Below are 20,613 nucleotides of genomic sequence, written 5' to 3'. Positions count from 1 at the left end.
ATCACAAGGCATTCCCTCCTCGGCTTCCGCTTTGAGTCCGGCGTTGGATGCGCTTCAGCAGCCGTGCGGTGAGCCCGGTGCGGCTGTCGCTGCTGTAGCCCCAGAGGCGCAGCTGGCGCGCCAGCTGACGCAGCTCCGCCAGCGACATCGAGGCGAGTTGCAGCTCCGGCAGGGTGCGCCAGGCGCGGGACTTCAGCGGCAGGCTGGAGCCGCTGCGGCCGTTGCCCAGGCTGATCGTTCCATCGGCGAGCCATTCGGGGATCAGCACCACGAGCACGGCGATCAAGCCGTAGAGCTCCACCAGCCCCTTCGGCAGCGGGTGGAGTTGGCGTCGCTGATGAGGATCGGGAGGGGAGGTCACGATCGGCGATCCTGCATGGCCAAGGCGTACCTTGCCAGCAAAGCTCCCGCTCCGTTCCCGTCGGTGGTCAGATCTGCAGGGAACCGGAGTTCTCCTGGCCGGCTGGCGTGCGCCAGAGCAGCGGCGGCTCCTTCGTGCCGGAAGGGCGCTGGCTCAACACCAGGGCGAACACAAGCACCAGGGTGAGGGCCAGGGTGAGCAGCACCATCCAATCGGGCCAGGGGGATTTCATCAGGCCAGCTGGATCGGAGCGTTGTCGCCCCGCAGCACGCAGTGGTCGATCGACCAGTCGTAGTGGCTCCACACCCGGGCGGGAAGTTTGTAGGCCGCGCCTGGGAAGGCTCCGAGAGGCACGCCGGTGGGCATGGCTGAGCAATAGGGGCGGCTGCCCGGTTTGGCCAGATATTGCTGGTGATAGGTCTCCGCGGGGTAGTAGGTCTGATCCGGGCGGATGTCGGTGGTGATGCGGCCCAGCCCCCGCTCGCTCAGGGCCTGCTGATAGGCCTCCTTGCTGGCCTGGGCCAGCTCCAGCTGCTGCGCCGTGGTGGTGAAGATCGCCGAGCGGTATTGGCTGCCGCGGTCGTTCCCCTGGCGATCCCCCTGGGTTGGGTCGTGGCATTCCCAGAACAGCTTGAGCAGATCGCTGAAATCGATCGCTGGCGTGCTCCAGACCACGCGCACGATCTCGGCGTGGCCGGTGCGACCGCTGCACACCTGTTGATAGCTGGGCGATGGGCTGGTGCCTCCGGCGTATCCCACCGTGGTGGTGACCACGCCCGGGAGGCGCCAGAACCCCTTTTCTGCGCCCCAGAAGCAACCGCAACCGAACAGGGCCTCCTCCTGGTCGTCCATCAAGGGCGCATGCAGTGGTGTCTTCAACACCGCATGGCGCTCAGCGGTGCCGGCATCGGCAGCTGCCGGCTGTCCGGTCAACCAGGAGGGAAGCATGGAGGGAAGGGCAGACCGCGCGACCCTAGGAAGCCTGCACCGGTTCCAGCTGAATGTGATTCAGCAGGGTGGTGACAAAGGCGAAGAGCAGAAACGGCAGGCTGAGCACCAGGATCAGGCCCACGCCCACCAGGGCGAAGATGGGCCGGCTGGCTCCCATCAAGCCGAGGCCAGCGGCCAGGCTCACGAAGATCACCGCCATCCAGGCCAGGATCTGGAGGTAGATGTCGCCGAAGGTGAGGGTGCAACGCACCGCAAACGGTGTGCCGGGCGTCATGGGCGGCAGGCCATGGGTCATCTCCAGCTAAGCCGCGCCAGGGCCATCAGGCCACCGCTTCGAGACGTTCCGCAGCCTGTTCCCGCTCCCAGAGGCGTCGGTAGGCGCCGTCCTCCTCCACCAACACGCTGTGATGCCCCTGTTGCACCAGCTGACCGTCTTCGATCACCAGGATCCGATCGCAGGCTGCAGCGGCGGAAAGTTGATGGCTGATCATCAGAATCGTGCGCTGCCGTTGGGCGCGCACCGACGCCAGGATCGCCGCCGCCGTGTTGTTGTCCACGCTGGCCAGGGCATCGTCGAGCACTAGCACCGGCGACGCCATGATCAGGGCCCGCCCCAGGGCGGTGCGCTGCCTCTGGCCGCCGCTCAGGGTGATCCCCCGTTCACCCACCAGGGTGTCGAAGCCATCCGGAAAGCCGCGCACGTCATCCAGCAGGCGTGCTTCCGCTGCCGCCGCTTCCACCGCTTCGAGGGGGGCGGAGGGTTCGCCGTAGCGCAGGTTGTCCGCCAAGGTGCTCGTGAACAGGTACCCCTCCTGGGGCACCAGGGCGATCAGGCTGCGCAGGTCCGTGAGACGCAGCTGGGTCACGTCGCAACCGTCGATGAACAACTCCCCCTGCGGCACAGTCACCATGCGGCCGAGGGCCCGGGCCAGGGTGGTTTTGCCGCAGCCCACGGGGCCCACCACAGCCACCAGCTCGCCGGGCTCCACCACAAAGGAGAGGCCGTTGAGCGTGTCGCGGTTGCTGCCGTCGTAGCGGATGTGGAGGTTTCGGGCTTCGATCCGTCCCCGCGCTGGCGTTGTCGGTTGCTGGGGTGTGATCGGATCGCTGATCTGAGGCTCCCGTTTCAGCAGTTCCTCCACCCGCTCCAGACTCACCTGACCGGTCTGGAAGGTGTTGAGGGTGAAGCCGAGCAGGGCGGTGGGGAACACCAGCCGTTCCACATAAAGGATGAGGGCCACCAGGCCGCCGATCGTGAGGCTGCCCCGCTCCAGCTGACCGCTGCCCAGGGCGAGCAGCAGCAGCAGTGAAATTGAGGAGATGCCCTCAAGCAGGGGGAACAGGGTGCTGCGGGTGCGCGCCAAATGCATGGCGGAATCCCGGTAGCGCAGGTTCCGTTCGCCGAAGGCGGCCTGTTCCTGTGTCTCCTGGCCGTAGATCTTGATGGCGGCGATGCCGGAGAGGTCTTCCTGGATCAGATCGCTGAGGCCGGCCAGTTCCTCCTGCTGACGCCGCTGCTGGCGCATCATCCGCCCACCGAACAGACGCACAGCTCCGAGCATCACCGGATAGAGGGCGATCGCCGCCACTGTCAGCCCAGGATCGATCGCCAGCATTGCCGGCAGGGTGAAGGCATAGGCCAGGGCGGTGTTGGTGAGGCTCAGCACGGCGAAACCGAGCAGGCGGCGCACATTCTCCACATCGCTGGTGGCCCGGCTGATCACCTCGCCGCTGCCGGTCTGTTGCACCCAGCCCGGTTCCTGCTCGAGCATCCGTTCAAACAGCTTCTGGCGCAGATCCACCTCCACCTGGCGGCCCACCCCGAACACGAGCTGCCTCGAGATCAGTCGCACCACCGCCATCGTGCTCGCCAGGAGCACGATCCAGCCCGCCTGACGCAGCACATCGCTCACCGCGAAGCCGCCTTGCAGCTCGTCGATGATCCGCCGCACTTCGAGAGGAATCGTGACGCTCAGCACATTGACGATCACCAGGGCCACGGCGCCCAACAGGACGGTGCGGCGATGGGGCCTCAGATATCGGCCGATCAGGTCAATGCGAAAGGCAGCCATGCAGTCGGCGGTGCAGAGATCAACTTAGGAAGCGATTGGGCTCCACCCGGGGTCTGCGCAGGGGTCCGCCGGACACGACCGGGGCGTTCTGGCCAGATGTTGCTTTTTGAGGGATATTGGGAAAGTCCCCATCACCCGGCCCGGCGTGCTTCGCACCCGGGTTTTTTTCTGTCTGCCCATGGCCACTGCCTCCGCCCCCTGGCCCCGTTTGCTCGATCGCCTGCTCGAGGGTGAGCAACTGCTGCCCTCGGATGCCGCGGTGCTGATGGAGGCCTGGTTGGCGGAGGAGCTCAGCCCGGTTCAGACCGGAGCCTTCCTGGCGGCCCTGCGGGCGCGGGGTGCCCAGGGGGGAGAGCTGGCGGCGATGGCCGGGGTGCTGCGCCAGGCTTGTCCCCTGCCCTGCGCCCGCCCCGAGGGGCTGCTGGTCGACACCTGCGGCACCGGTGGTGATGGTGCCGACACCTTCAATATCTCCACCGCGGTGGCCTTCACCGCAGCGGCCTGCGGGGCGGTGGTGGCCAAGCACGGCAATCGCAGCGCCAGTGGTCGGGTGGGCTCGGCCGATGTGCTCGAAGGCCTGGGGTTGCGTTTGCAGGCTGAGGCCCGCCAGGTGGTGGAGGCGCTGCCCGCCGTGGGCGTCACCTTTCTCTTCGCTCCGGCCTGGCATCCGGCCCTGGTCAATCTGGCGCCGTTGCGGCGCAGCCTTGGCGTGCGCACCGTGTTCAACCTGCTCGGCCCCCTGGTCAATCCCCTTCTGCCCGATGGTCAGGTGCTCGGTGTGGCGCGCCCTGATCTGCTCGATCCGATGGCGGAGGCCCTGCTGCAGCTCGGGCAACGGCGCGCCGTGGTGGTCCATGGCGCCGGCGGTTTGGATGAGGCCTCCCTGGCCGGTCCCAATGCCGTGCGCATCGTGGAGGATGGCCGGATCAGGGCCGAAATATTGGCGCCGGCCGATTTCGGCCTGCGGGAGGCGCCGTTGTCGGCCCTCAAAGGCGGAGACCTGGAGTTGAATCAGGCGATCCTGCGCGAGCTGTTGCAGGGACGGGGCAGCGAGGCGCAGCGGGATGTGGTGGCGTTCAACACGGCGCTGGTGCTCTGGGTGGCCGGCGTGGAGATGGATCTCCGATCCGGTGTCGATCGTGCCATCACCGCCCTGGCGGAAGGGCGAGCCTGGGAGCGTCTGGAGCAGTTGCGCCAGGCCCTGGACCCCGCCGAGGAAGAATGAGATCACGACTGTCGCCGAAGGGAGCGCGCTGCCGATGACTGTGGCTGATTCAGGCGCTCAGGCCAGAGCGACGGCGCGACTGGTGCTGGCCGATGGCACCGTGTTTGAAGGGCTGGCCTGCGGTGCCCGGGGCTCGGTGGTGGGCGAGGTGGTGTTCAACACCGGCATGACCGGCTATCAGGAGGTGCTGACCGACCCCAGTTATGCCGGCCAGCTGGTCACCTTTACCTATCCCGAACTGGGCAACACCGGCGTCAACCCTGAGGATCAGGAGGCGGAGAAGCCCCACGCCCTTGGGCTGATCGCCCGGCAGCTGGCGCCCCGTCCCAGCAACTGGCGCTGCCATCAGCCGCTACCCGACTGGCTCGATGCCCACGGGGTGGTGGGCATTCATGGCATCGACACGCGGGCCCTGGTGCGTCATCTGCGCGAGACCGGCGCCATGAATGGCGTCATCAGCAGTGATGGTCAGTCACCCCAGGCCTTGCTCGACACCGTGCGCTCCGCCCCGTCGATGCAGGGGTTGAACCTGGCCGATCAGGTCTCCACCGAGCAGCCCTACACCTGGACAAGCGCCTGCTCGGCCGCCTTTGATCAACGCTTGCAGCCGTCGCCCTCCCAGCGGTATCGCGTGGTGGCGATCGATTTCGGCATCAAGCGGGCGATTCTCGATCGCTTGGTGGGCCATGGCTGCGAGGTGACCGTGATGCCGGCCGATGTTGATCTGGCCACGGTGCTGGCCCAACAGCCCGAAGGGGTGTTCCTCTCCAACGGCCCCGGTGATCCCGCCGCTGTGACCAACGGCATTGCCCTGGCCCGCGGGTTGCTGGCGGAGAAGACCCTGCCGTTGTTCGGGATCTGTCTCGGCCATCAGATCCTCGGCCTCGCCCTGGGGGGCTCCTCCTTCAAACTCACCTACGGCCATCGCGGTCTGAACCATCCGTGCGGCACCACCGGGCAGGTGGAAATCACCAGCCAGAACCATGGCTTCGCCCTCGATGCTGCATCGCTCGACCCTGAGGCGATCGCCATCACCCACCTCAACCTGAACGACCGCACCGTGGCGGCCATGGCCCATCGTCATCAACCGGTTTTCGGGGTGCAGTACCACCCGGAAGCCAGTCCAGGCCCTCACGATGCCGATCATCACTTCGCTCGATTTGTGGCGTTGATGGCGGAACAGCGCTGAATCGTGGTCTTCTGCGGTGAGGATCCCTACACTTCGGCACAACGCTTTCGAGGGGGTCTGGTTCCATCACTGAACTGCAGCGATTGACCGTTTCTCTGCGCGGCGGTTTCGAGCAACGGGACCGTTGCCTGGTGTTCCATTTCACCGGCCAGCTGGACGCCTATTCCGAGAAGCAGTTCCTGGCCTATACGGGCGACGTGCTGCAGACCAACAAGTCTGCGGTCGTTGTGGATCTGAGCAAGATTGATTTCATCGATTCCTCCGGCCTGGGGGCGATGGTGCAGCTCGCCAAGCAGTGCAACGACGGGAAGCGCAGCTTCCTGGTGGTTGGCAATGCCCGGGTGATTCAGACGGTGAAACTGGTGCGTCTGGAGGAGTTTCTTCATCTGGTGCCCGATCTGGAGAGCGCCATGAATCAGCTGGCGGCTTGATTTGAGCGACTGGATCCGCGCCCAGGCGACCCAGGGCGGCATCGCCGATGGTCTTGGGCCGCTTCAGCTCGCCTGGCTGGGTGATGCGGTGTGGGAGCTGCATCAGCGCTTGCGCCACTGCCGTCGTCCCGGGCGCTCCGATGACCTGCATCGGGCCGTGGTGGCGGAGGTGAAAGCAGCTGCCCAGGCCGATCTGCTCGAGCGGCTTGATCCACTGCTCACCGACCAGGAGAGGGATTGGGTGCGCCGGGGGCGGAATCGCGCCGGTCGTGGACCCCGCCGCGGTGAGGCGTCGATTTATGGCCGGGCCACGGGATTTGAGACAATGGTGGGCTGGCTCTTTTTGCAGAATCCGGCGCGGCTTGCCGAGCTTTTGGATCGACTCGAGGAGACCGACAACGCCCTGTCATAGACCGTTCTGCCCATGAGCTTCCGTTCTGATCGCCGTTCGCCAGGAGGAGCGGGTCGCTCCAGTGGTCCTTACCGCAGCCGCCGCGATGGGGCTGGCCAGGGCGATGACCGACCGCCCAGCGATGGCCGCCGCGAGGATCGCGACCACCGCGACCGCTTCGACCGGGGTCGCCCGGATCGTGAGCGCCCTGATCGCGAACGCTCCTTTCGGGAGCGCCCCAGTCGTGACCGCTTCGATCGGGGTCGCCCGGAGCGTGATCGGTCCGATCGCTTCAATCGGGATGAGCGTTCCCCGCGGGAGCCGCGTTGGAATCAAGAGGGCCGTTCTGATCGGGTCGGCCGTTCCGATCGATTCGGCCGTTCTGATCGAACAGGTCGCTTTGATCGGGATCAGCGCAAGCCGATGTCCTCTCGTCCGGAACGCTCCCGCCCCGACTCTCGCCGCGGACCCCAGCGTGCCGGCTGGACCCCACCGGAGCGCACGGCTGCTCCTGCGCCTGCGCCTGCGCCTGCGCCTGAGGCCAGCAGCCATGCGGCCGAGCCGCCGGCCGATGATCTGCTCTGGGGGCGCCACGCCACCCAGGCAGCGCTGGAGGCTGGACGGCCGATCCATCGCATCTGGTGCACCTCCGACATGCGCAGTGCACCCCGCTTCCTGGGCCTGCTGCGGGAGGCCAAGGCCTCCGGAGTGCTGGTGGAGGAGGTCACCTGGGCTCGGCTGGGCCAGATCACCGGCGGTGCCGTGCACCAGGGCATCGCCCTGCAGACCGCCGCTGCAGAAACCCTCGATCTCCCGACCCTGATCGAAGGGTGCGCCTCCCTGGGGGAACCCCCCCTGCTTCTCGCCCTCGATGGCCTCACCGATCCCCACAACCTGGGGGCGATCGTTCGATCCGCTGAGGCTCTTGGTGCCCACGGTGTGGTGCTGCCCCAGCGCCGCAGTGCCGGTCTGACCGGATCGGTGGCCAAGGTGGCGGCTGGAGCGCTGGAGCACCTTCCCGTTGCCCGGGTGGTGAATCTGAATCGTTCCCTCGAAAGCCTGAAGGATGCGGGCTATCGGGTGGTCGGTCTGGCTGAGGAGGGCGATCTGACCCTGGCCGAGGCTGATCTGGAGGGGCCCCTGGTGGTGGTCACCGGTTCGGAGGGCGATGGCCTCTCCCTGTTGACCCGTCGCCACTGCGATCAACTGATCCGCATTCCCCTGCGCGGCATCACCCCGAGTCTCAATGCCTCCGTGGCCACGGCGCTGTGCCTCTATGAGGTTGCCCGCCGCGGCTGGATGAAGGATCTGCGGGGCCAGGCCCCCTCGCCTGCCATCCGGCGCCCTCGCTTCAACAACGCCGCTCAGGCGCCTGGAGCGGAGGCGACCTCTGGGCCGTCTGAACTTTCCGACGAGGCTCCCCAACCCGAGGCTCCCCAACCCGAGCTGCCATCGGCAGAGGCGGTGTACCTCGACCTGAATCGGAGCGAGCAGGACCCTGCTTCAGTGCCGCCGCCAACGGTGTTTGAAGGCAGCATCGAGCTCTGATTCGGATCCGATCCGCTGTTTTCCTCGGATCGGTGGGTCCCATCGCCGCGGAATCGGGCCAAAATGACGGAGACATGCCACCCGCTCCATGGGCCCCCTGATCCGGCCGCTGCGCACCCTTGCCAACGGCCTCGGCATGGCCTGGTGGGCACGAATTCAGACCCATGGCCCTGATGTCACCTACTGGTTCGGTCCGTTTGTGACCCGCACCAGCCTGGAGCGAGAACTGCCGGCTTTTCTGGAGGATGTCTCCTCTGAATCGCCTCAGTCCATCGATCACAGCCTGCTGCGTTGCCGACGCGGCGAACCCTTCACCATTGCCGCAGACAACGGCTGATAGCGTCGCAACTGCATCACAACCCTGCCGATGGCGATCGCCGAGTGGCGTCAGCAACTGGAACGAGGTGAGGTGTCCTCCCGGGAGCTCACCGATCATCATCTGGCCCGGATTGCTGCGGTGGATCCCAGCCTTCACGCCTTTCTCGATGTGACGGCGGAGCGGGCTCGTGCCGATGCGGATCGGATCGATGCGGCACGGCAGGCGGGGGAGAGCCTGCCGCCGTTGGCCGGTGTGCCCCTCGCCATCAAAGACAACCTCTGCACCCGGGGGGTGCGCACCACCTGCGCCAGCCGGATGCTGGAGCACTTTGTGCCTCCCTATGAATCCACCGTCACCGAGCGTCTCTGGCGCTCAGGTGCCGTGCTGCTCGGTAAAACCAATCTCGATGAATTCGCCATGGGCGGATCCACCGAGACCTCCGCCTTTGGTCCCACCGGCAATCCCTGGAATCTGGAGCATGTGCCCGGCGGCAGTTCCGGGGGCAGTGCAGCGGCGCTGGCCGCGGGTGAATGCATGGCAGCCCTTGGCTCAGACACCGGCGGCTCGATTCGTCAGCCCGCCTCCTTCTGCGGTGTGGTGGGCCTGAAACCCACCTACGGGCGGATCAGCCGCTACGGCTTGGTGGCATTTGCCAGCTCCCTCGATCAGGTCGGTCCGTTCACCTCCACGGTGGCCGATGCCGCCGCCCTGCTCCAGGTGATGGCCGGTTCGGATCCGCTTGATTCCACCTGCCTGCGGGCGCCGGTGCCCGACTACAGCGCCACGTTGGCCGATCCGATCGATGGCCTGCGGGTGGGTCTGGTGCGTGAATGCTTTGATCAGGAGGGGCTGGACCCCGAGGTGAAGGCTTCGGTGCTGGCCGCAGCGGAGCAGCTGCAGGCCCTCGGCGCCGACTTGGTGGATGTGAGCTGCCCTCGCTTCAACGATGGCATTGCCACCTACTACGTGATTGCCCCCTCGGAGGCGTCCGCCAATCTCGCTCGCTACGACGGCGTCAAATACGGCTACCGGGCCGAGGACGCCGACAGCCTGGCCAGCATGACGGCCCGCAGTCGCGCTGAAGGCTTCGGGGCCGAGGTGCAGCGCCGCATCCTGATCGGCACCTACGCCCTCTCGGCCGGTTATGTGGATGCCTACTACAAAAAAGCGCAGCAGGTGCGCACTCTGATCCGTCAGGACTTCGATGCGGCCTACCGCCAGGTGGATGTGCTGCTGACGCCCACGGCTCCCACCACATCGTTCCGTCGCGGTGCCCATGCCGATGACCCTCTGGCGATGTATCTGGCCGATCTGCTCACGATCCCGGCCAATCTCGCCGGCCTGCCGGCGATCAGCGTTCCCTGTGGCTTTGATGAAGCCGGGCTGCCGATCGGTGTTCAGCTGATCGGCAACGTGCTCGAAGAGCCCCGGTTGCTGCAGGTGGCCCACCAATACGAACAGGCGGCGGCCGTGATGCAGCATCGTCCTGAGGGGGCCCTGATCCCGGGCTGACCCAGCCCCGGAGTGGTCGAGGCTCCAGATCTGGTGTCTGGCGTCAGCCCCTGACGCCCTATCTTGCGCCGCCCCCTAGGCTGGGGGCATGGCATTCGTTCCCCTTCACAACCACAGCGACTACAGCCTGCTTGATGGCGCCTCCCAGCTGCCCCAGATGGTGGAGCGCTGCAAGGAGCTGGGCATGCCGGCGCTGGCCCTCACCGATCACGGCGTGATGTATGGGGCGATCGAGCTGCTCAAACTCTGCAAAGCCGCAGGCATCAAGCCGATCATCGGCAATGAGATGTATGTGATCAACGGCTCGATCGAGGATCCCCAGCAGAAGAAAGAACGGCGTTACCACCTGGTGGTGCTGGCCAAGAATGCCACCGGCTACCGCAATCTGGTGAAGCTCACCAGCCTCAGTCATCTGCGCGGCATGCGCGGCAAAGGCATCTTTTCGCGGGCCTGCATTGATAAGCATCTACTCAAGCAATACAGCGAAGGTCTGATCATCGCCACAGCCTGTCTTGGCGGTGAGATTCCTCAGGCGATTCTGCGCGGTCGTCCGGATGTGGCCAGGGATGTAGCCCGTTGGTATCAGGAGGTGTTCGGTGATGATTTCTATCTTGAGATTCAGGATCATGGGTCACCCGAAGATCGCATCGTCAATGTGGAGATCGTGCGTATCGCCAAGGAGCTGGGCATCGGTCTGATCGCCACCAACGATGCCCACTACCTCACGCGCCACGACGTTGAGGCCCATGATGCCCTGTTGTGCGTGCTCACCGGCAAGCTGATCAGCGACGAGAAACGGTTGCGCTACACCGGCACGGAATACATCCGCAGCGAAGAGGAGATGGGGCGACTGTTCGCTGACCATCTCGCGCCGGAGGTGGTGCAGGAGGCGATTACCACCACGGCGTTGGTGGCCGACAAGGTGGAGGATTACGACATTCTCGGCCGCTACCAGATGCCGAGGTTCCCCATTCCGGAGGGGCACACCCCGGTGAGTTATCTGCGGGAGGTGTCGGAGTGTGGCCTGCGCGAGCGCCTGGAGCTCGGTGCCGATGAGGTGATCGACCCCACCTATGGCGAACGGCTCACCTATGAGCTGGGAATCATGGAGCAGATGGGTTTCCCCACCTACTTTCTGGTGGTGTGGGACTACATCCGCTTCGCTCGCGACCAGGGCATTCCGGTGGGACCGGGCCGTGGGTCTGCGGCAGGCTCTCTCGTGGCCTATGCCCTTGGCATCACCAACATCGATCCGGTGAGCAATGGCTTGCTGTTCGAGCGGTTCCTCAACCCGGAACGGAAGTCGATGCCGGATATCGACACGGATTTCTGCATCGAGCGCCGTGGTGAAGTGATCGACTACGTCACCCGCCGCTACGGCGACGACAAGGTGGCGCAGATCATCACCTTCAACCGCATGACCTCCAAGGCGGTGTTGAAGGATGTGGCGCGGGTGCTGGATATCCCCTATGGCGATGCCGATCGTCTGGCGAAGTTGATTCCGGTGGTGCGCGGTAAGCCCGCCAAGCTCAAGGCGATGATTGGAGAGGAGTCTCCGAATCCTGAATTTCGCGATAAATACGACAAGGATCCGGTGGTGAAACGCTGGGTCGACATGGCCATGCGCATCGAAGGCACCAACAAAACCTTCGGTGTGCATGCAGCCGGGGTGGTGATTGCCGCTGATCCACTGGATGAACTGGTGCCCTTGCAGCGCAACAACGACGGCCAGGTGATCACCCAATATTTCATGGAGGATGTGGAGTCGATGGGACTCCTTAAGATGGATTTTCTTGGCCTCAAAAATCTCACCATGATCGACAAAACTCTCGAGCTGGTGGAGACCAGCCTGGGAGAACGAATTGATCCCGATAAACTGCCTGCCAAGGATCCCGACACGTTTGCCCTGCTCGCCCGCGGTGACTTGGAGGGCATCTTCCAGTTGGAATCAACGGGAATGCGGCAAATTGTTCGCGATCTGAAGCCCTCGTCGCTGGAGGATATTTCTTCCATTCTGGCGCTCTATCGCCCCGGACCCCTCGATGCCGGCCTGATTCCGAAATTCATCAACCGCAAGCATGGGCGCGAGGCGATTGATTTCGCCCATCAGTCGCTGCAACCGATCCTTCAGGAGACCTATGGGATCATGGTGTATCAGGAGCAGATCATGAAGATCGCTCAGGATTTGGCTGGCTACTCCCTGGGCGAGGCCGATCTGTTGCGTCGCGCCATGGGCAAGAAGAAGGTGGCGGAGATGCAGAAACATCGCAGCATTTTCGTGAAGGGCGCCAGCGAACGCGGCGTCGATGACAAGGTCGCCGATGAGCTGTTTGATCAGATGGTGCTCTTTGCGGAGTATTGCTTCAACAAAAGTCACTCCACGGCCTATGGCGCAGTGACGTATCAAACCGCCTATCTCAAAGCCCACTACCCCGTGGCCTACATGGCGGCCCTGCTCACGGTGAATGCCGGTGCCAGCGACAAGGTGCAGCGCTACATCGCCAATTGCAATGCCATGGGCATCGAAGTGATGCCACCGGACGTGAATGCATCGGGCACCGATTTCACGCCCACCGGCGATCGCATCCTGTTCGGTCTCTCGGCGGTGCGCAATCTCGGCGATGGTGCGATCCGGCAGCTGATCGCGTCCCGTGAGGCGGATGGTCCGTTCCAGTCGTTGGCCGATCTCTGCGACCGTCTGCCTTCATCGGTGCTGAATCGCCGCAGCCTTGAATCCCTGATTCACTGCGGTGCGATGGATGCCCTGGCGCCTGAGGCGAATCGGGCCCAGCTGATCGCCGATCTTGATCTGCTGCTCGATTGGGCTTCGTCGCGCGCAAAGGATCGCGACAGCGGCCAGGGCAATCTGTTTGATCTGATGGCGTCCGCCGCAGACAGCGCAGGATCGGGCCCTGCGGATCTCAGTCTGGCCCCCAAGGCTGCCCCCGTTCCTGACTACCACCCCTCCGAAAAACTGCGGCTTGAGAAGGAACTGGTGGGCTTCTACCTGTCTGATCATCCACTCAAGCAGCTCAAGCCACCGGCCAGGCTGTTGGCTCCCATCGGTTTGGCAAGCCTGCAGGAACAGGCCGACAAGGCCAAGGTCAGCGCGATCGCGATGGTCAGTGAGCTGCGTCAGGTCACCACCCGCAAGGGCGATCGCATGGCCGTGCTGCAGCTGGAGGATCTCACCGGCAGCTGCGAAGCCGTGGTGTTCCCGAAGAGTTATGCCCGTCTGGCTGATCACCTGATGGTGGAGGCCCGTTTGTTGGTGTGGGCTGCGGTGGATCGCCGCGATGAGCGGGTTCAGTTGATCGTGGATGACTGCCGCGCCATCGATGATCTGCGTCTGTTGCTGGTGGAGCTTGATCCCGATCAGGCCAGCGATGTAGCGGTGCAGCACCGGCTGCGGGAATGCCTGCAGTCGCACCGGCCGCAGCAGGATGAGTTGGGGGTGCGGGTTCCTGTGGTGGCGGCCGTCCGGCAGGGGCCTCAGGTGCGTTACGTGCGCTTTGGCCCCCAGTTCTGCGTGCGCGATGCGTCCCTGGCCGCCAGCGATCTGGTCGCGAAGGCCTTCACAGCGCGCTGCACCGATCCCCTGCTCAGCTGATTCAGCACTCGGCTGATTCAGCTCTTCTGGGCTTTGATGGAGCTGCGCATGCGTTGAAGATTGGGCTTGATGTTCTCCAGCCCCAGCAGGCTTCCGGCCTCGGGTTCCCAGCTGGCGGAGAGCACACCGAAACTCAACCCCACCAGCCCCAGCAGAAAGCAGCCTCCGGACGCGAGCAGGGTCACACCGGGGGGAATCTCGAGAATGCCTCGACTCACGAGCCAGTAGCTGATCACAAACACGGCCATGCCCAACACAGAGGGCACACCCGTCGCGATCGCCACCCGGCGCGCCATCCGATTGGCCACATGCTTGGGAATCGCCTCCGTGTTCGAGCCCCTGCCGCTGGACCTTCCAGCGGCAGGGGCTCGACGAGGTTCGAAAGGAAGGGGGCGGCGTGGATCAGCCATCAAGGCAGGAGAGCGAGGCGGAACCGCGGCGGATCAGCCGCGGATGCCCAGTTTGGCGATCAGGCTGGTGTAGCGCTCCTCGCTCTTGCCGCGCACATAGCCGAGCAGGCGCTTGCGGCGTCCGATCATTTTCAGCAGGCCCTGCCGGGACGAGAAGTCGTGGATGTTCTGCTGGAGATGGCTGCTGAGCTTGGAGATTCGCTCGGTCAGCATCGCCACCTGCACTTCCGCCGATCCGGTGTCGGTGGCGTGTGTCTGATGGGTGTTGATCAGTTGCTGCTTTTCGGTGGTATCGAGCGACATGCGCGGCGTCTGGCCCTGACAGTGCAAACAACCAATTTACCTCCTCGACGGCCCCTCGTCAGCTCGCCTCCCGACTGAGCCAGCGCAGGCATTCCCGCAGCCAGGCCTCCCCGTCCGTTGCGGCAGGGCTGGTGGCGCCGGTCGCCACCGCCTTGAGGGCACGACGGATCTCCAGATCCTCATAACCGAGGCTGGTCAGGGTGAGCTGCAGGTCCTGCAGGGGGTCGGCCGCAATCGGCAGGGCGTGCAGGTCCTGGCGGTCCACCAGGGAGAGTGGCGCGTCCATCTGGTGGCGACCGGCGGCGAGGCGATCGCGCAATTCCACGGCCAAACGCTCGGCCGTGCGCTTCCCCACCCCCTGCGCCTGGCTCAGGCGGCGCACATCACCATCCAGGATCGCGTCCACCAGCTCATCAGCACGCCAGCACGCCAGCAACGCCAACCCCACCTGCGGTCCCACACCGTTCACGCTGATCAGCTGACGAAACAGATCGCGTTCACGCCGTTCCGGAAAGCCGAAAAGACTGCTGCCATCCTCCTTCTGCACCTGGTGGATCCAGAGGGTCACCTGGCGTTGCTGTTCTGGATCGGCCATGTGCCGTTCCGATAGTTGCACCTCGTAGCCCACGCCGGCACAGGCGATCAGCCATCCCCGCCGGCTTCCCTGCTCCCAGGTGTCGATGCGATCCCCTTGCAGCCAGCCGATCATGGGGATGTTCCCGCCTGCGCCCATGCTGCCCGACCCGACGCCGTTCACCCAGGGGGTCTCCGTGCTGAGTTGCACCTGGGCTCGCACCAGGGCAGTGCTGCTGAAACGATCGCTCGGTCTGCTTCTGAGTGTGTGTCTTCTCTTCGGTCTCAGCGCCTGCGGCAGTGGCTCCCAGCCGCCCCGCTCCGTGCTGCTCAGCGCCCTCGGTCTGCAGATTCAGCTCACCCAATCCGCGATCGCCCAGTCCCTCGACCTCGATGTCGCCGGGGATCCGGATGTGAGCCGGGTGCGGTTGGAAGACCAGGAGAGCATTCGCCTGGGCGAGCACCGCGGCGTTCATCTCACCGGTCGGTTCGACTGGCGATTGCCCGGTGATCGGGTGCGGGTCGACAGTCCCTTCGAGCTCTTCCTGGAACAAGGGGAGCGGGGCGAGAGCTGGAGGCTGGCCCAGCCGGTGGGATCGTCCGATGGCCTCACGCAGGAATGGGTCACCTACCCCTTGCCGCTCGATCCTTCCTGAAGGCTGCGCGGCTGCCTCGCGCTCAGGCTGATCAGGGTGGCGGCCAGCACGCAGCCGGCCCCGATCACCACCGTGCCCGTGATCGGTTCGGCGAACCACAACACACCCCAGAGGGTGGCGAAGGCCACCTGCACGTAATTGATTGAGGTCGCCCTGGCGGCGGGGAGCACCGCCAGTCCCTCCGTGAGCCACACCTGACCCAGCTGGGTGAACAACCCCACGCCGATCAGCCAGAACCATTCGGTGAGGGTGGGCCAGACGCCCTGCCCCCACAGCATTGGCAGGGTCACCGGCACCGAGATGAACGGGAAATAGAACACGATCACCAGCGGGTGTTCCCGCACCGACAGGCGGCGCACACTCACATAGGCCAGGGCGGTGAGCAGGGCCCCTCCCAGGCCGATCAGCACCGCCAGCAGCGGCAGGTTCCGCACCGTTTCTCCCATCCATTCGGGCTGCACCACCAGGGTCACCCCCAGCCAGCCGAGCAGCACGGCGAGGCCGATGCGCTTGCGGAGGGGTTCCCCGAGCAGCAACCAGGCGGTCAGCGCCGTGAGGGTCGGATAGGTGTATTGGATCAGGGTGGCGGCGGCCAGGGGCAGCCGTGCCAGCGCTTCGAAGAACAGCAGCAGGGCGCCGGTGCCGAGGGCTCCTCTGAGCATCAGCAGGGGGCGTTGCTGTCCCCAGGGCGAGATCTGGGCTTGCCGGAGCATGGCGAGGGTGATCGCCAGGCTGATCACGGAACGCACCAGCACGATCTCCGCCACCGGCAGCCGTCCGCCGAGATGCTTCACGCACACGGTCATCAGGCTGAACGCCAGGGCACAGGCCAGCAGCAGTCCGCAGGCCCGCCATTCCGCCTCCGACTGTCGACCACGCAGGGCCTTGAGCAGGCTCGCCATCCCCATCCAGCGCTGATCGCCTGTCAACCATGCCACCCGGCTCCGGGTCTCGCAGAATGCGGTGATGGCGATGCCCAGGCTCCACCCGCGCACGATTGACGCCGTCAAGGAACGGGCCGACATCGTCGATGTCGTCGGCGAGCACGTGGTGCTCAAGAAGAAGGGCAGGGAGTTCGTGGGGATCTGCCCCTTCCACGACGACAGCAAGCCGTCCATGACGGTGTCCCCGGCCAAGCAGTTCTATTACTGCTTCTCCTGCGGTGCCGGCGGCAATGCGATCAAGTTTTTGATGGAGCTGCAGCGCCGCAGCTTCAGTGACGTGGTGCTGGAGCTGGCGCGCAAGTATCAGCTGCCGGTTGAAACCGTCGAGGGCCCCCAGCAGGAGCGCCTGCGGCAGCAACTGTCCCGTCGTGAGACGTTGCAGCGGGCTCTCGCCTTGGCAGCCGGCTGGTTTCGCAGCCAGTTGAAAAGCGCCGGCGGCACTGAGGCCCTCGGCTATCTGAAGGAGAAACGGGGGCTGCGGGAGGCGACGCTGGAGCAGTTCGGTCTCGGGTATGCCCCGGATCAGTGGGATGGTCTGCTCAAGCATCTCCAGCAGGTGGAGGGACTGGCCCCTGAACTGCTCGAAGCGGCGGGGCTGGTGGTGCCGCGCAAGGGGGGGAATGGCTTTTATGACCGGTTTCGCCATCGGGTGATCGTGCCGATCCACGACCGCCAGGGCCGGGTGATCGGTTTCGGTGGGCGCAGCCTCGATGGCAGCGAACCGAAATATCTCAATTCACCGGAAACGGAGGTGTTTGAAAAAGGCAAGCACCTGTTTGGATTGGATCGGGCCGCCAACGCGATTCGCAAAGCCGATCGCGCTGTGGTTGTGGAGGGATATTTCGATGTCATCGCCCTCCACGCTGCCGGCATCACCAATGCGGTGGCGTCTCTGGGCACGGCGCTCAGCGGTCAGCAGATCACCCAGCTCTGCCGTTGCACAGACAGCAAACGCATCATCCTGAATTTTGATGCCGATCGCGCCGGTGTGCGTGCCGCCAACCGAGCGATCGGTGAGGTGGAGCAGCTGGCGCTTCAGGGGCAACTCGAATTGCGGGTTCTCCACCTGCCCTCGGGCAAGGATCCGGATGAATTTCTCCAGGATCATGGCGCCGGCGACTACCGCGCCCTCCTGGATCAGGCGCCGCTCTGGCTCGATTGGCAGATCGAGCAGGTGCTGGAGGGGCGTGATCTGGATCGGGCCGACCAGTTCCAGCAGGCGGTGTCAGGCATGGTGCAACTGCTGGGCAAATTGCCCCAGTCCGCACTGCGCACCCACTACCTGCAGCAGGTGGCGGAACGCCTCAGCGGTGGTCAGAGCCGGGTGGCCTTGCAGTTGGAAGACGACCTGCGTCAGCAGGTGAAGGGTGAGCGCTGGCATGGCCGGGCAGCCCGCTTTGAGCAGCCGGGCGAGTCGAGTCAACGGGAGCGTTGTGAGGCCCAGCTGTTGATGCTGTATCTCCATTGCCCGTCCCATCGTCCGGAGATCCGGCGCGAGCTGCGCCAGCGGGAGCTGGAGGATTTCGGCCTTCAGCACCATCGCCTGCTCTGGGCGGCCATCAGTGAACTGGAGGAAACCAACCTGGGTGCGGGACGGTTGGAAGCGATCAGTCGGGGCGACGATCCTGGCGATGCGCTGGCCGATCTTGAATTGGCGCGACTGCTCACCGATCAGTTGTTGCTGGAGAACAGTGCCCTGGTCACCAGGCTGACCCCGCTGCTGGAACCAGGCGAGTTGCAGCGACTCAGCCTGGAGCAGCCGTTGCAGCAGCTGCGGGGCACCGCTGCCATGCTCGAGCGCCAGAAAAGTCTCAAGCGCTGTCGCCATCTGCTTGAGGCCTGGGGTGGCCAACGGCTGGAAACGCTGGAACGCTGCATTGCCGCCTTGATTCAAGAGGAACAGCAGGACCCCCAGCCCTCGGTCGACATGGAGCAGCGCATTCAGTTGATGTTCGAAACGCTGAATGCGGATGCCTTGCGTTTTCAGCAGCTGTATTACAGCGAGCGTCAACATCTGTTGTTTCTCGATCAACAGCGCTGCGCCGGGTATGCAGCCTCTGTTCCTATCCATGCCGATTCGGAATCATCGCGTGCTGTACCTCCCGTTGCTTGAATTTACGACTATCGATTCAGCCACTCTTTGCATTGCTTCGCTAAGCTCACTCGATAACGGAAGCTTGTTTCTGCAGGCTGTTCGTCCTTTTTTAGGCTCTCCTTTATGAGCTTGCCAGCGAGCTTTCCGCTTTTCATGGCACGATCGATTCCATGGCCCAGCAGTGGATCGACTAAACAGGCGGCGTCTCCGCAAAGAAAAATCCCTTCATCGCCATCGATCGAAGGGATGGATTGAAGGATAGGGAGCCCCATGGTGCGGACGTCTCCGCAGCCTGGCTCGAGCGTTCGAGTGAGTTCAACGATGGCTTTTCCTGAGATTGTTGGTTGATCCGACTGGCAGAGCCAAGCCACGCCGCAGTTGTGTCCACCCGGCACTGCGAAGCGCCAGGAGTATGCCCCCGTTCCTGGCCACCGAAAAGCAATGCTCGACTGATGTTGATCCCTTCTGGGATCGACTGGTCGATAGCATCTCGATGCCAGGACAATCGTTTTTGTTTCTTTGGTTCGTTCTGTTGCGCGCCTTACAATGGAGCCGACTCCGTCACAGCCAACGATGCAGCGGGTATGAATCGAGAAAGAGCCGGTCCGTATGCCTTTTTTTGAGTGTATTGATCCGCTGGCGATCCACGTGTTATTCAGCTTGTCGCGTTGAATCAATTGCACTTTCCATCCGAATTTCATCCAGAGGCCTCTGCCGGCGCATTGGCTGACGAGCCAATCATCAAGATCGTATCGTCGAATAGCTTGAAAGATGGGCGCTTGTGTATGAAAGCGGCGTTGATAGTATGGGCTCCCCTTATGGCTCCATTGCGCAAATCTTGATGTTGTCCTTATTTCAGGGCAAGACTGATCCAGTCCGAGCTTGTTGATCTCGAGTTGTGCTTCTGTGGGAAGTGCATCACCGCAAATCTTGTCGCGAGGAAAGTGACTTCGGTCGATACCAAGTGCCTTGATGCCTGTTGCGTTGAGTTCCAGGCCGCAGGCGGTGCCCGCTGGTCCAAGCCCCACGATCAAAACATCAATTTTGAGTTCTTGAGTCTGGTCTTGTCTTAGAGGCATGTTGGTCTGGTTCTGAGCGAAACCGCGCCGCTTTCCACGCTCGTGGATTGTATGTAGATGGATGTGCAAGGTTGCTTGGCTGCATGGCGGCGCACGGTGTCATCGACAATGACGACACACTTTCGAGATTTGATGGGCATCTTTGAGCGGTTTCTCAGTGGGTGGGTGGCTTTGGCGATCCTTGCTGGTCTCGCCCTCGGGGCGGCTGTGCCCGCATGGCCGGAGGCGATCGCCTCCCTGGAGGTGGCTGGGATCAACCTGCCGAGCTCGGCGATGGTGTTCGCCTTCGCGCCGATTGCCGCCCTGCTGCTGGTGGAAGTTCCGGTCATGCTGTCGTTGGTGGCGATCGCCAACCGCAACCGTCGTCTGTTTCCCACGGGTCATGTCTGAATTCTTTGAAGCGATCTGGCACGGGGAGGGCATCGGCGATGGCGGCGACCTGCAGGAAGCCCTTCAGGCCTACGTGGCGGTGAAGCCCGACAACAATGACTGGATCGAGGCCTGTGCCGCCGACGGTGCGGCGCCTCGGATCGAACGCTTCGCCTCCTTCGACGCCTATCTCGATAACGAGGATGCCCTGGAGACGATCCCGGTCACACCGCAGATGATCGTGGTCGCGATCGAGCAGCTTCCGGTCTGATCTGATGACAGCGTCGTCGTTTGATTTCGCCAGCTGCACCCCCGTCAACCACCTCTGGCCAGCTCTGGTGGAACGACTCGGTCTTGAGAGAGCGCAGCGGGCCGTGCGTCAGGCTCTCGACCTTCAGGGGATGGCTGGCCATGACGGCACCCTGCCGGTGCTGTTCTGTGAAACCTGCGGTCTGGCCCTGGCCAGCAACGATCTGCTCCGGGAGCAGACCGGTCTCAACAGCCACGGCGAGCGGATGGTGTTGCTGCTCAGCCAGCGCGAGCAGGCTGTGCAGCTGCTCCAGCACATCTGAGCC

23 protein-coding genes are annotated in these 20,613 nt (G+C 64.1%); 13 read left to right on the top strand and 10 right to left on the bottom strand.

All coding sequences use genetic code 11. The features are described from left to right. Position 1: 1 nt before the first annotated feature. The 5 genes from SynRS9909_RS08210 to SynRS9909_RS08190 all read right to left on the bottom strand — a co-directional run bounded on the left by SynRS9909_RS08210 (position 2) and on the right by SynRS9909_RS08190 (position 3,384). Positions 2-361, bottom strand: a complete 360-nt coding sequence (locus SynRS9909_RS08210; RefSeq protein ID WP_007102240.1) for a hypothetical protein — start codon at positions 359-361, stop codon at positions 2-4. 67 nt (positions 362-428) lie between these two features. Continuing rightward, a complete protein-coding gene (locus SynRS9909_RS08205) occupies positions 429-593 on the bottom strand; it encodes a hypothetical protein (RefSeq protein WP_007102241.1) in 165 nt (54 codons plus the stop codon). Then, entirely contained in the window at positions 593-1,309 is a 717-nt protein-coding gene (gene msrA / locus SynRS9909_RS08200; RefSeq protein WP_007102242.1) for a peptide-methionine (S)-S-oxide reductase MsrA, read from the bottom strand. The genes SynRS9909_RS08205 and msrA overlap by 1 nt, the downstream gene beginning before the upstream one ends. Positions 1,310-1,334: 25 nt before the next feature. After that, positions 1,335-1,586, bottom strand: coding sequence for a hypothetical protein (locus SynRS9909_RS08195; RefSeq protein ID WP_038001958.1), 252 nt, complete (start codon positions 1,584-1,586; stop codon positions 1,335-1,337). Positions 1,587-1,632: 46 nt separating this feature from the next. Continuing rightward, positions 1,633-3,384 carry an ABC transporter ATP-binding protein gene (locus SynRS9909_RS08190; RefSeq protein ID WP_007102244.1) on the bottom strand — a complete coding sequence of 584 codons (1,752 nt, stop codon included), beginning with the start codon at positions 3,382-3,384 and terminating at the stop codon, positions 1,633-1,635. Positions 3,385-3,562: 178 nt separating this feature from the next. Here SynRS9909_RS08190 and trpD point away from each other — a divergent pair, with 178 nt between their 5' ends. The 8 genes from trpD to SynRS9909_RS08150 all read left to right on the top strand — a co-directional run bounded on the left by trpD (position 3,563) and on the right by SynRS9909_RS08150 (position 13,609). Next, complete coding sequence (gene trpD / locus SynRS9909_RS08185; RefSeq protein ID WP_007102245.1) at positions 3,563-4,609, top strand: anthranilate phosphoribosyltransferase; 1,047 nt, start codon at positions 3,563-3,565, stop codon at positions 4,607-4,609. Between the two features lie 34 nt (positions 4,610-4,643). Next, positions 4,644-5,798 (top strand): glutamine-hydrolyzing carbamoyl-phosphate synthase small subunit, encoded by a 1,155-nt coding sequence (carA, locus tag SynRS9909_RS08180; RefSeq protein ID WP_007102246.1) that lies wholly within the window; start codon positions 4,644-4,646, stop codon positions 5,796-5,798. An 83-nt stretch (positions 5,799-5,881) separates the two neighbouring features. Next, positions 5,882-6,229 (top strand): STAS domain-containing protein, encoded by a 348-nt coding sequence (locus SynRS9909_RS08175; RefSeq protein ID WP_007102247.1) that lies wholly within the window; start codon positions 5,882-5,884, stop codon positions 6,227-6,229. Between the two features lies 1 nt (position 6,230). Continuing rightward, entirely contained in the window at positions 6,231-6,641 is a 411-nt protein-coding gene (locus SynRS9909_RS08170; RefSeq protein ID WP_007102248.1) for a ribonuclease III domain-containing protein, read from the top strand. A 12-nt stretch (positions 6,642-6,653) separates the two neighbouring features. Beyond that, on the top strand, positions 6,654-8,168 hold the full coding sequence (gene rlmB / locus SynRS9909_RS08165; protein ID WP_007102249.1) for a 23S rRNA (guanosine(2251)-2'-O)-methyltransferase RlmB: 1,515 nt from the start codon (positions 6,654-6,656) through the stop codon (positions 8,166-8,168). Between the two features lie 88 nt (positions 8,169-8,256). After that, positions 8,257-8,505, top strand: coding sequence for a DUF1816 domain-containing protein (locus SynRS9909_RS08160; protein WP_007102250.1), 249 nt, complete (start codon positions 8,257-8,259; stop codon positions 8,503-8,505). 30 nt (positions 8,506-8,535) lie between these two features. Further along, complete coding sequence (gatA, locus tag SynRS9909_RS08155) at positions 8,536-9,999, top strand: Asp-tRNA(Asn)/Glu-tRNA(Gln) amidotransferase subunit GatA (RefSeq protein ID WP_007102251.1); 1,464 nt, start codon at positions 8,536-8,538, stop codon at positions 9,997-9,999. Positions 10,000-10,087: 88 nt separating this feature from the next. Beyond that, positions 10,088-13,609: a DNA polymerase III subunit alpha gene (locus SynRS9909_RS08150; protein WP_007102252.1), complete on the top strand. Its 3,522-nt coding sequence runs from the start codon at positions 10,088-10,090 to the stop codon at positions 13,607-13,609. Between the two features lie 17 nt (positions 13,610-13,626). Here the strand turns inward: SynRS9909_RS08150 and SynRS9909_RS08145 are convergent, their stop codons facing one another. Genes SynRS9909_RS08145 through ruvA form a run of 3 tightly spaced genes read right to left on the bottom strand, consistent with a single transcriptional unit; the run spans position 13,627 to position 15,031 of the window. Next, positions 13,627-14,019: a PAM68 family protein gene (locus SynRS9909_RS08145; RefSeq protein WP_007102253.1), complete on the bottom strand. Its 393-nt coding sequence runs from the start codon at positions 14,017-14,019 to the stop codon at positions 13,627-13,629. Between the two features lie 33 nt (positions 14,020-14,052). Then, positions 14,053-14,322 (bottom strand): 30S ribosomal protein S15, encoded by a 270-nt coding sequence (rpsO, locus tag SynRS9909_RS08140; RefSeq protein WP_007102254.1) that lies wholly within the window; start codon positions 14,320-14,322, stop codon positions 14,053-14,055. Positions 14,323-14,380: 58 nt separating this feature from the next. Then, positions 14,381-15,031, bottom strand: coding sequence for a Holliday junction branch migration protein RuvA (ruvA, locus tag SynRS9909_RS08135; RefSeq protein ID WP_007102255.1), 651 nt, complete (start codon positions 15,029-15,031; stop codon positions 14,381-14,383). 22 nt (positions 15,032-15,053) lie between these two features. Here ruvA and SynRS9909_RS08130 point away from each other — a divergent pair, with 22 nt between their 5' ends. Continuing rightward, positions 15,054-15,551, top strand: a complete 498-nt coding sequence (locus tag SynRS9909_RS08130) for a hypothetical protein (RefSeq protein WP_007102256.1) — start codon at positions 15,054-15,056, stop codon at positions 15,549-15,551. On the opposite strand, the gene SynRS9909_RS08125 is transcribed toward SynRS9909_RS08130, so the two are convergent. Further along, positions 15,524-16,546: a DMT family transporter gene (locus SynRS9909_RS08125; protein WP_370587823.1), complete on the bottom strand. Its 1,023-nt coding sequence runs from the start codon at positions 16,544-16,546 to the stop codon at positions 15,524-15,526. The genes SynRS9909_RS08130 and SynRS9909_RS08125 overlap by 28 nt on opposite strands. On the opposite strand from SynRS9909_RS08125, the gene dnaG reads away from it, so the two are divergent. Then, entirely contained in the window at positions 16,518-18,608 is a 2,091-nt protein-coding gene (gene dnaG, locus SynRS9909_RS08120; RefSeq protein ID WP_007102258.1) for a DNA primase, read from the top strand. The two genes, SynRS9909_RS08125 and dnaG, sit on opposite strands and share 29 nt — an antisense overlap. Before the next feature lie 8 nt (positions 18,609-18,616). On the opposite strand, the gene SynRS9909_RS08115 is transcribed toward dnaG, so the two are convergent. Next, positions 18,617-19,738 carry an NAD(P)/FAD-dependent oxidoreductase gene (locus SynRS9909_RS08115; RefSeq protein ID WP_071933965.1) on the bottom strand — a complete coding sequence of 374 codons (1,122 nt, stop codon included), beginning with the start codon at positions 19,736-19,738 and terminating at the stop codon, positions 18,617-18,619. Between the two features lie 63 nt (positions 19,739-19,801). On the opposite strand from SynRS9909_RS08115, the gene SynRS9909_RS14015 reads away from it, so the two are divergent. Genes SynRS9909_RS14015 through SynRS9909_RS08100 form a run of 3 tightly spaced genes read left to right on the top strand, consistent with a single transcriptional unit; the run spans position 19,802 to position 20,610 of the window. Beyond that, the gene (locus SynRS9909_RS14015; protein ID WP_007102259.1) at positions 19,802-20,059 is read left to right on the top strand and encodes a hypothetical protein; all 258 of its coding nucleotides are present in this window, start codon (positions 19,802-19,804) and stop codon (positions 20,057-20,059) included. Continuing rightward, positions 20,052-20,309, top strand: a complete 258-nt coding sequence (locus tag SynRS9909_RS08105; RefSeq protein WP_007102260.1) for a hypothetical protein — start codon at positions 20,052-20,054, stop codon at positions 20,307-20,309. The genes SynRS9909_RS14015 and SynRS9909_RS08105 overlap by 8 nt, the downstream gene beginning before the upstream one ends. A gap of 4 nt (positions 20,310-20,313) precedes the next feature. Beyond that, a complete protein-coding gene (locus SynRS9909_RS08100; RefSeq protein ID WP_007102261.1) occupies positions 20,314-20,610 on the top strand; it encodes a hypothetical protein in 297 nt (98 codons plus the stop codon). Positions 20,611-20,613 lie beyond the last annotated feature (3 nt).

Origin of the sequence: Synechococcus sp. RS9909 (genome assembly GCF_014279595.1) — a bacterium.
Lineage (GTDB): Bacteria > Cyanobacteriota > Cyanobacteriia > PCC-6307 > Cyanobiaceae > Synechococcus_C.
This window is presented reverse-complemented; position numbering and strand designations above follow the sequence as displayed.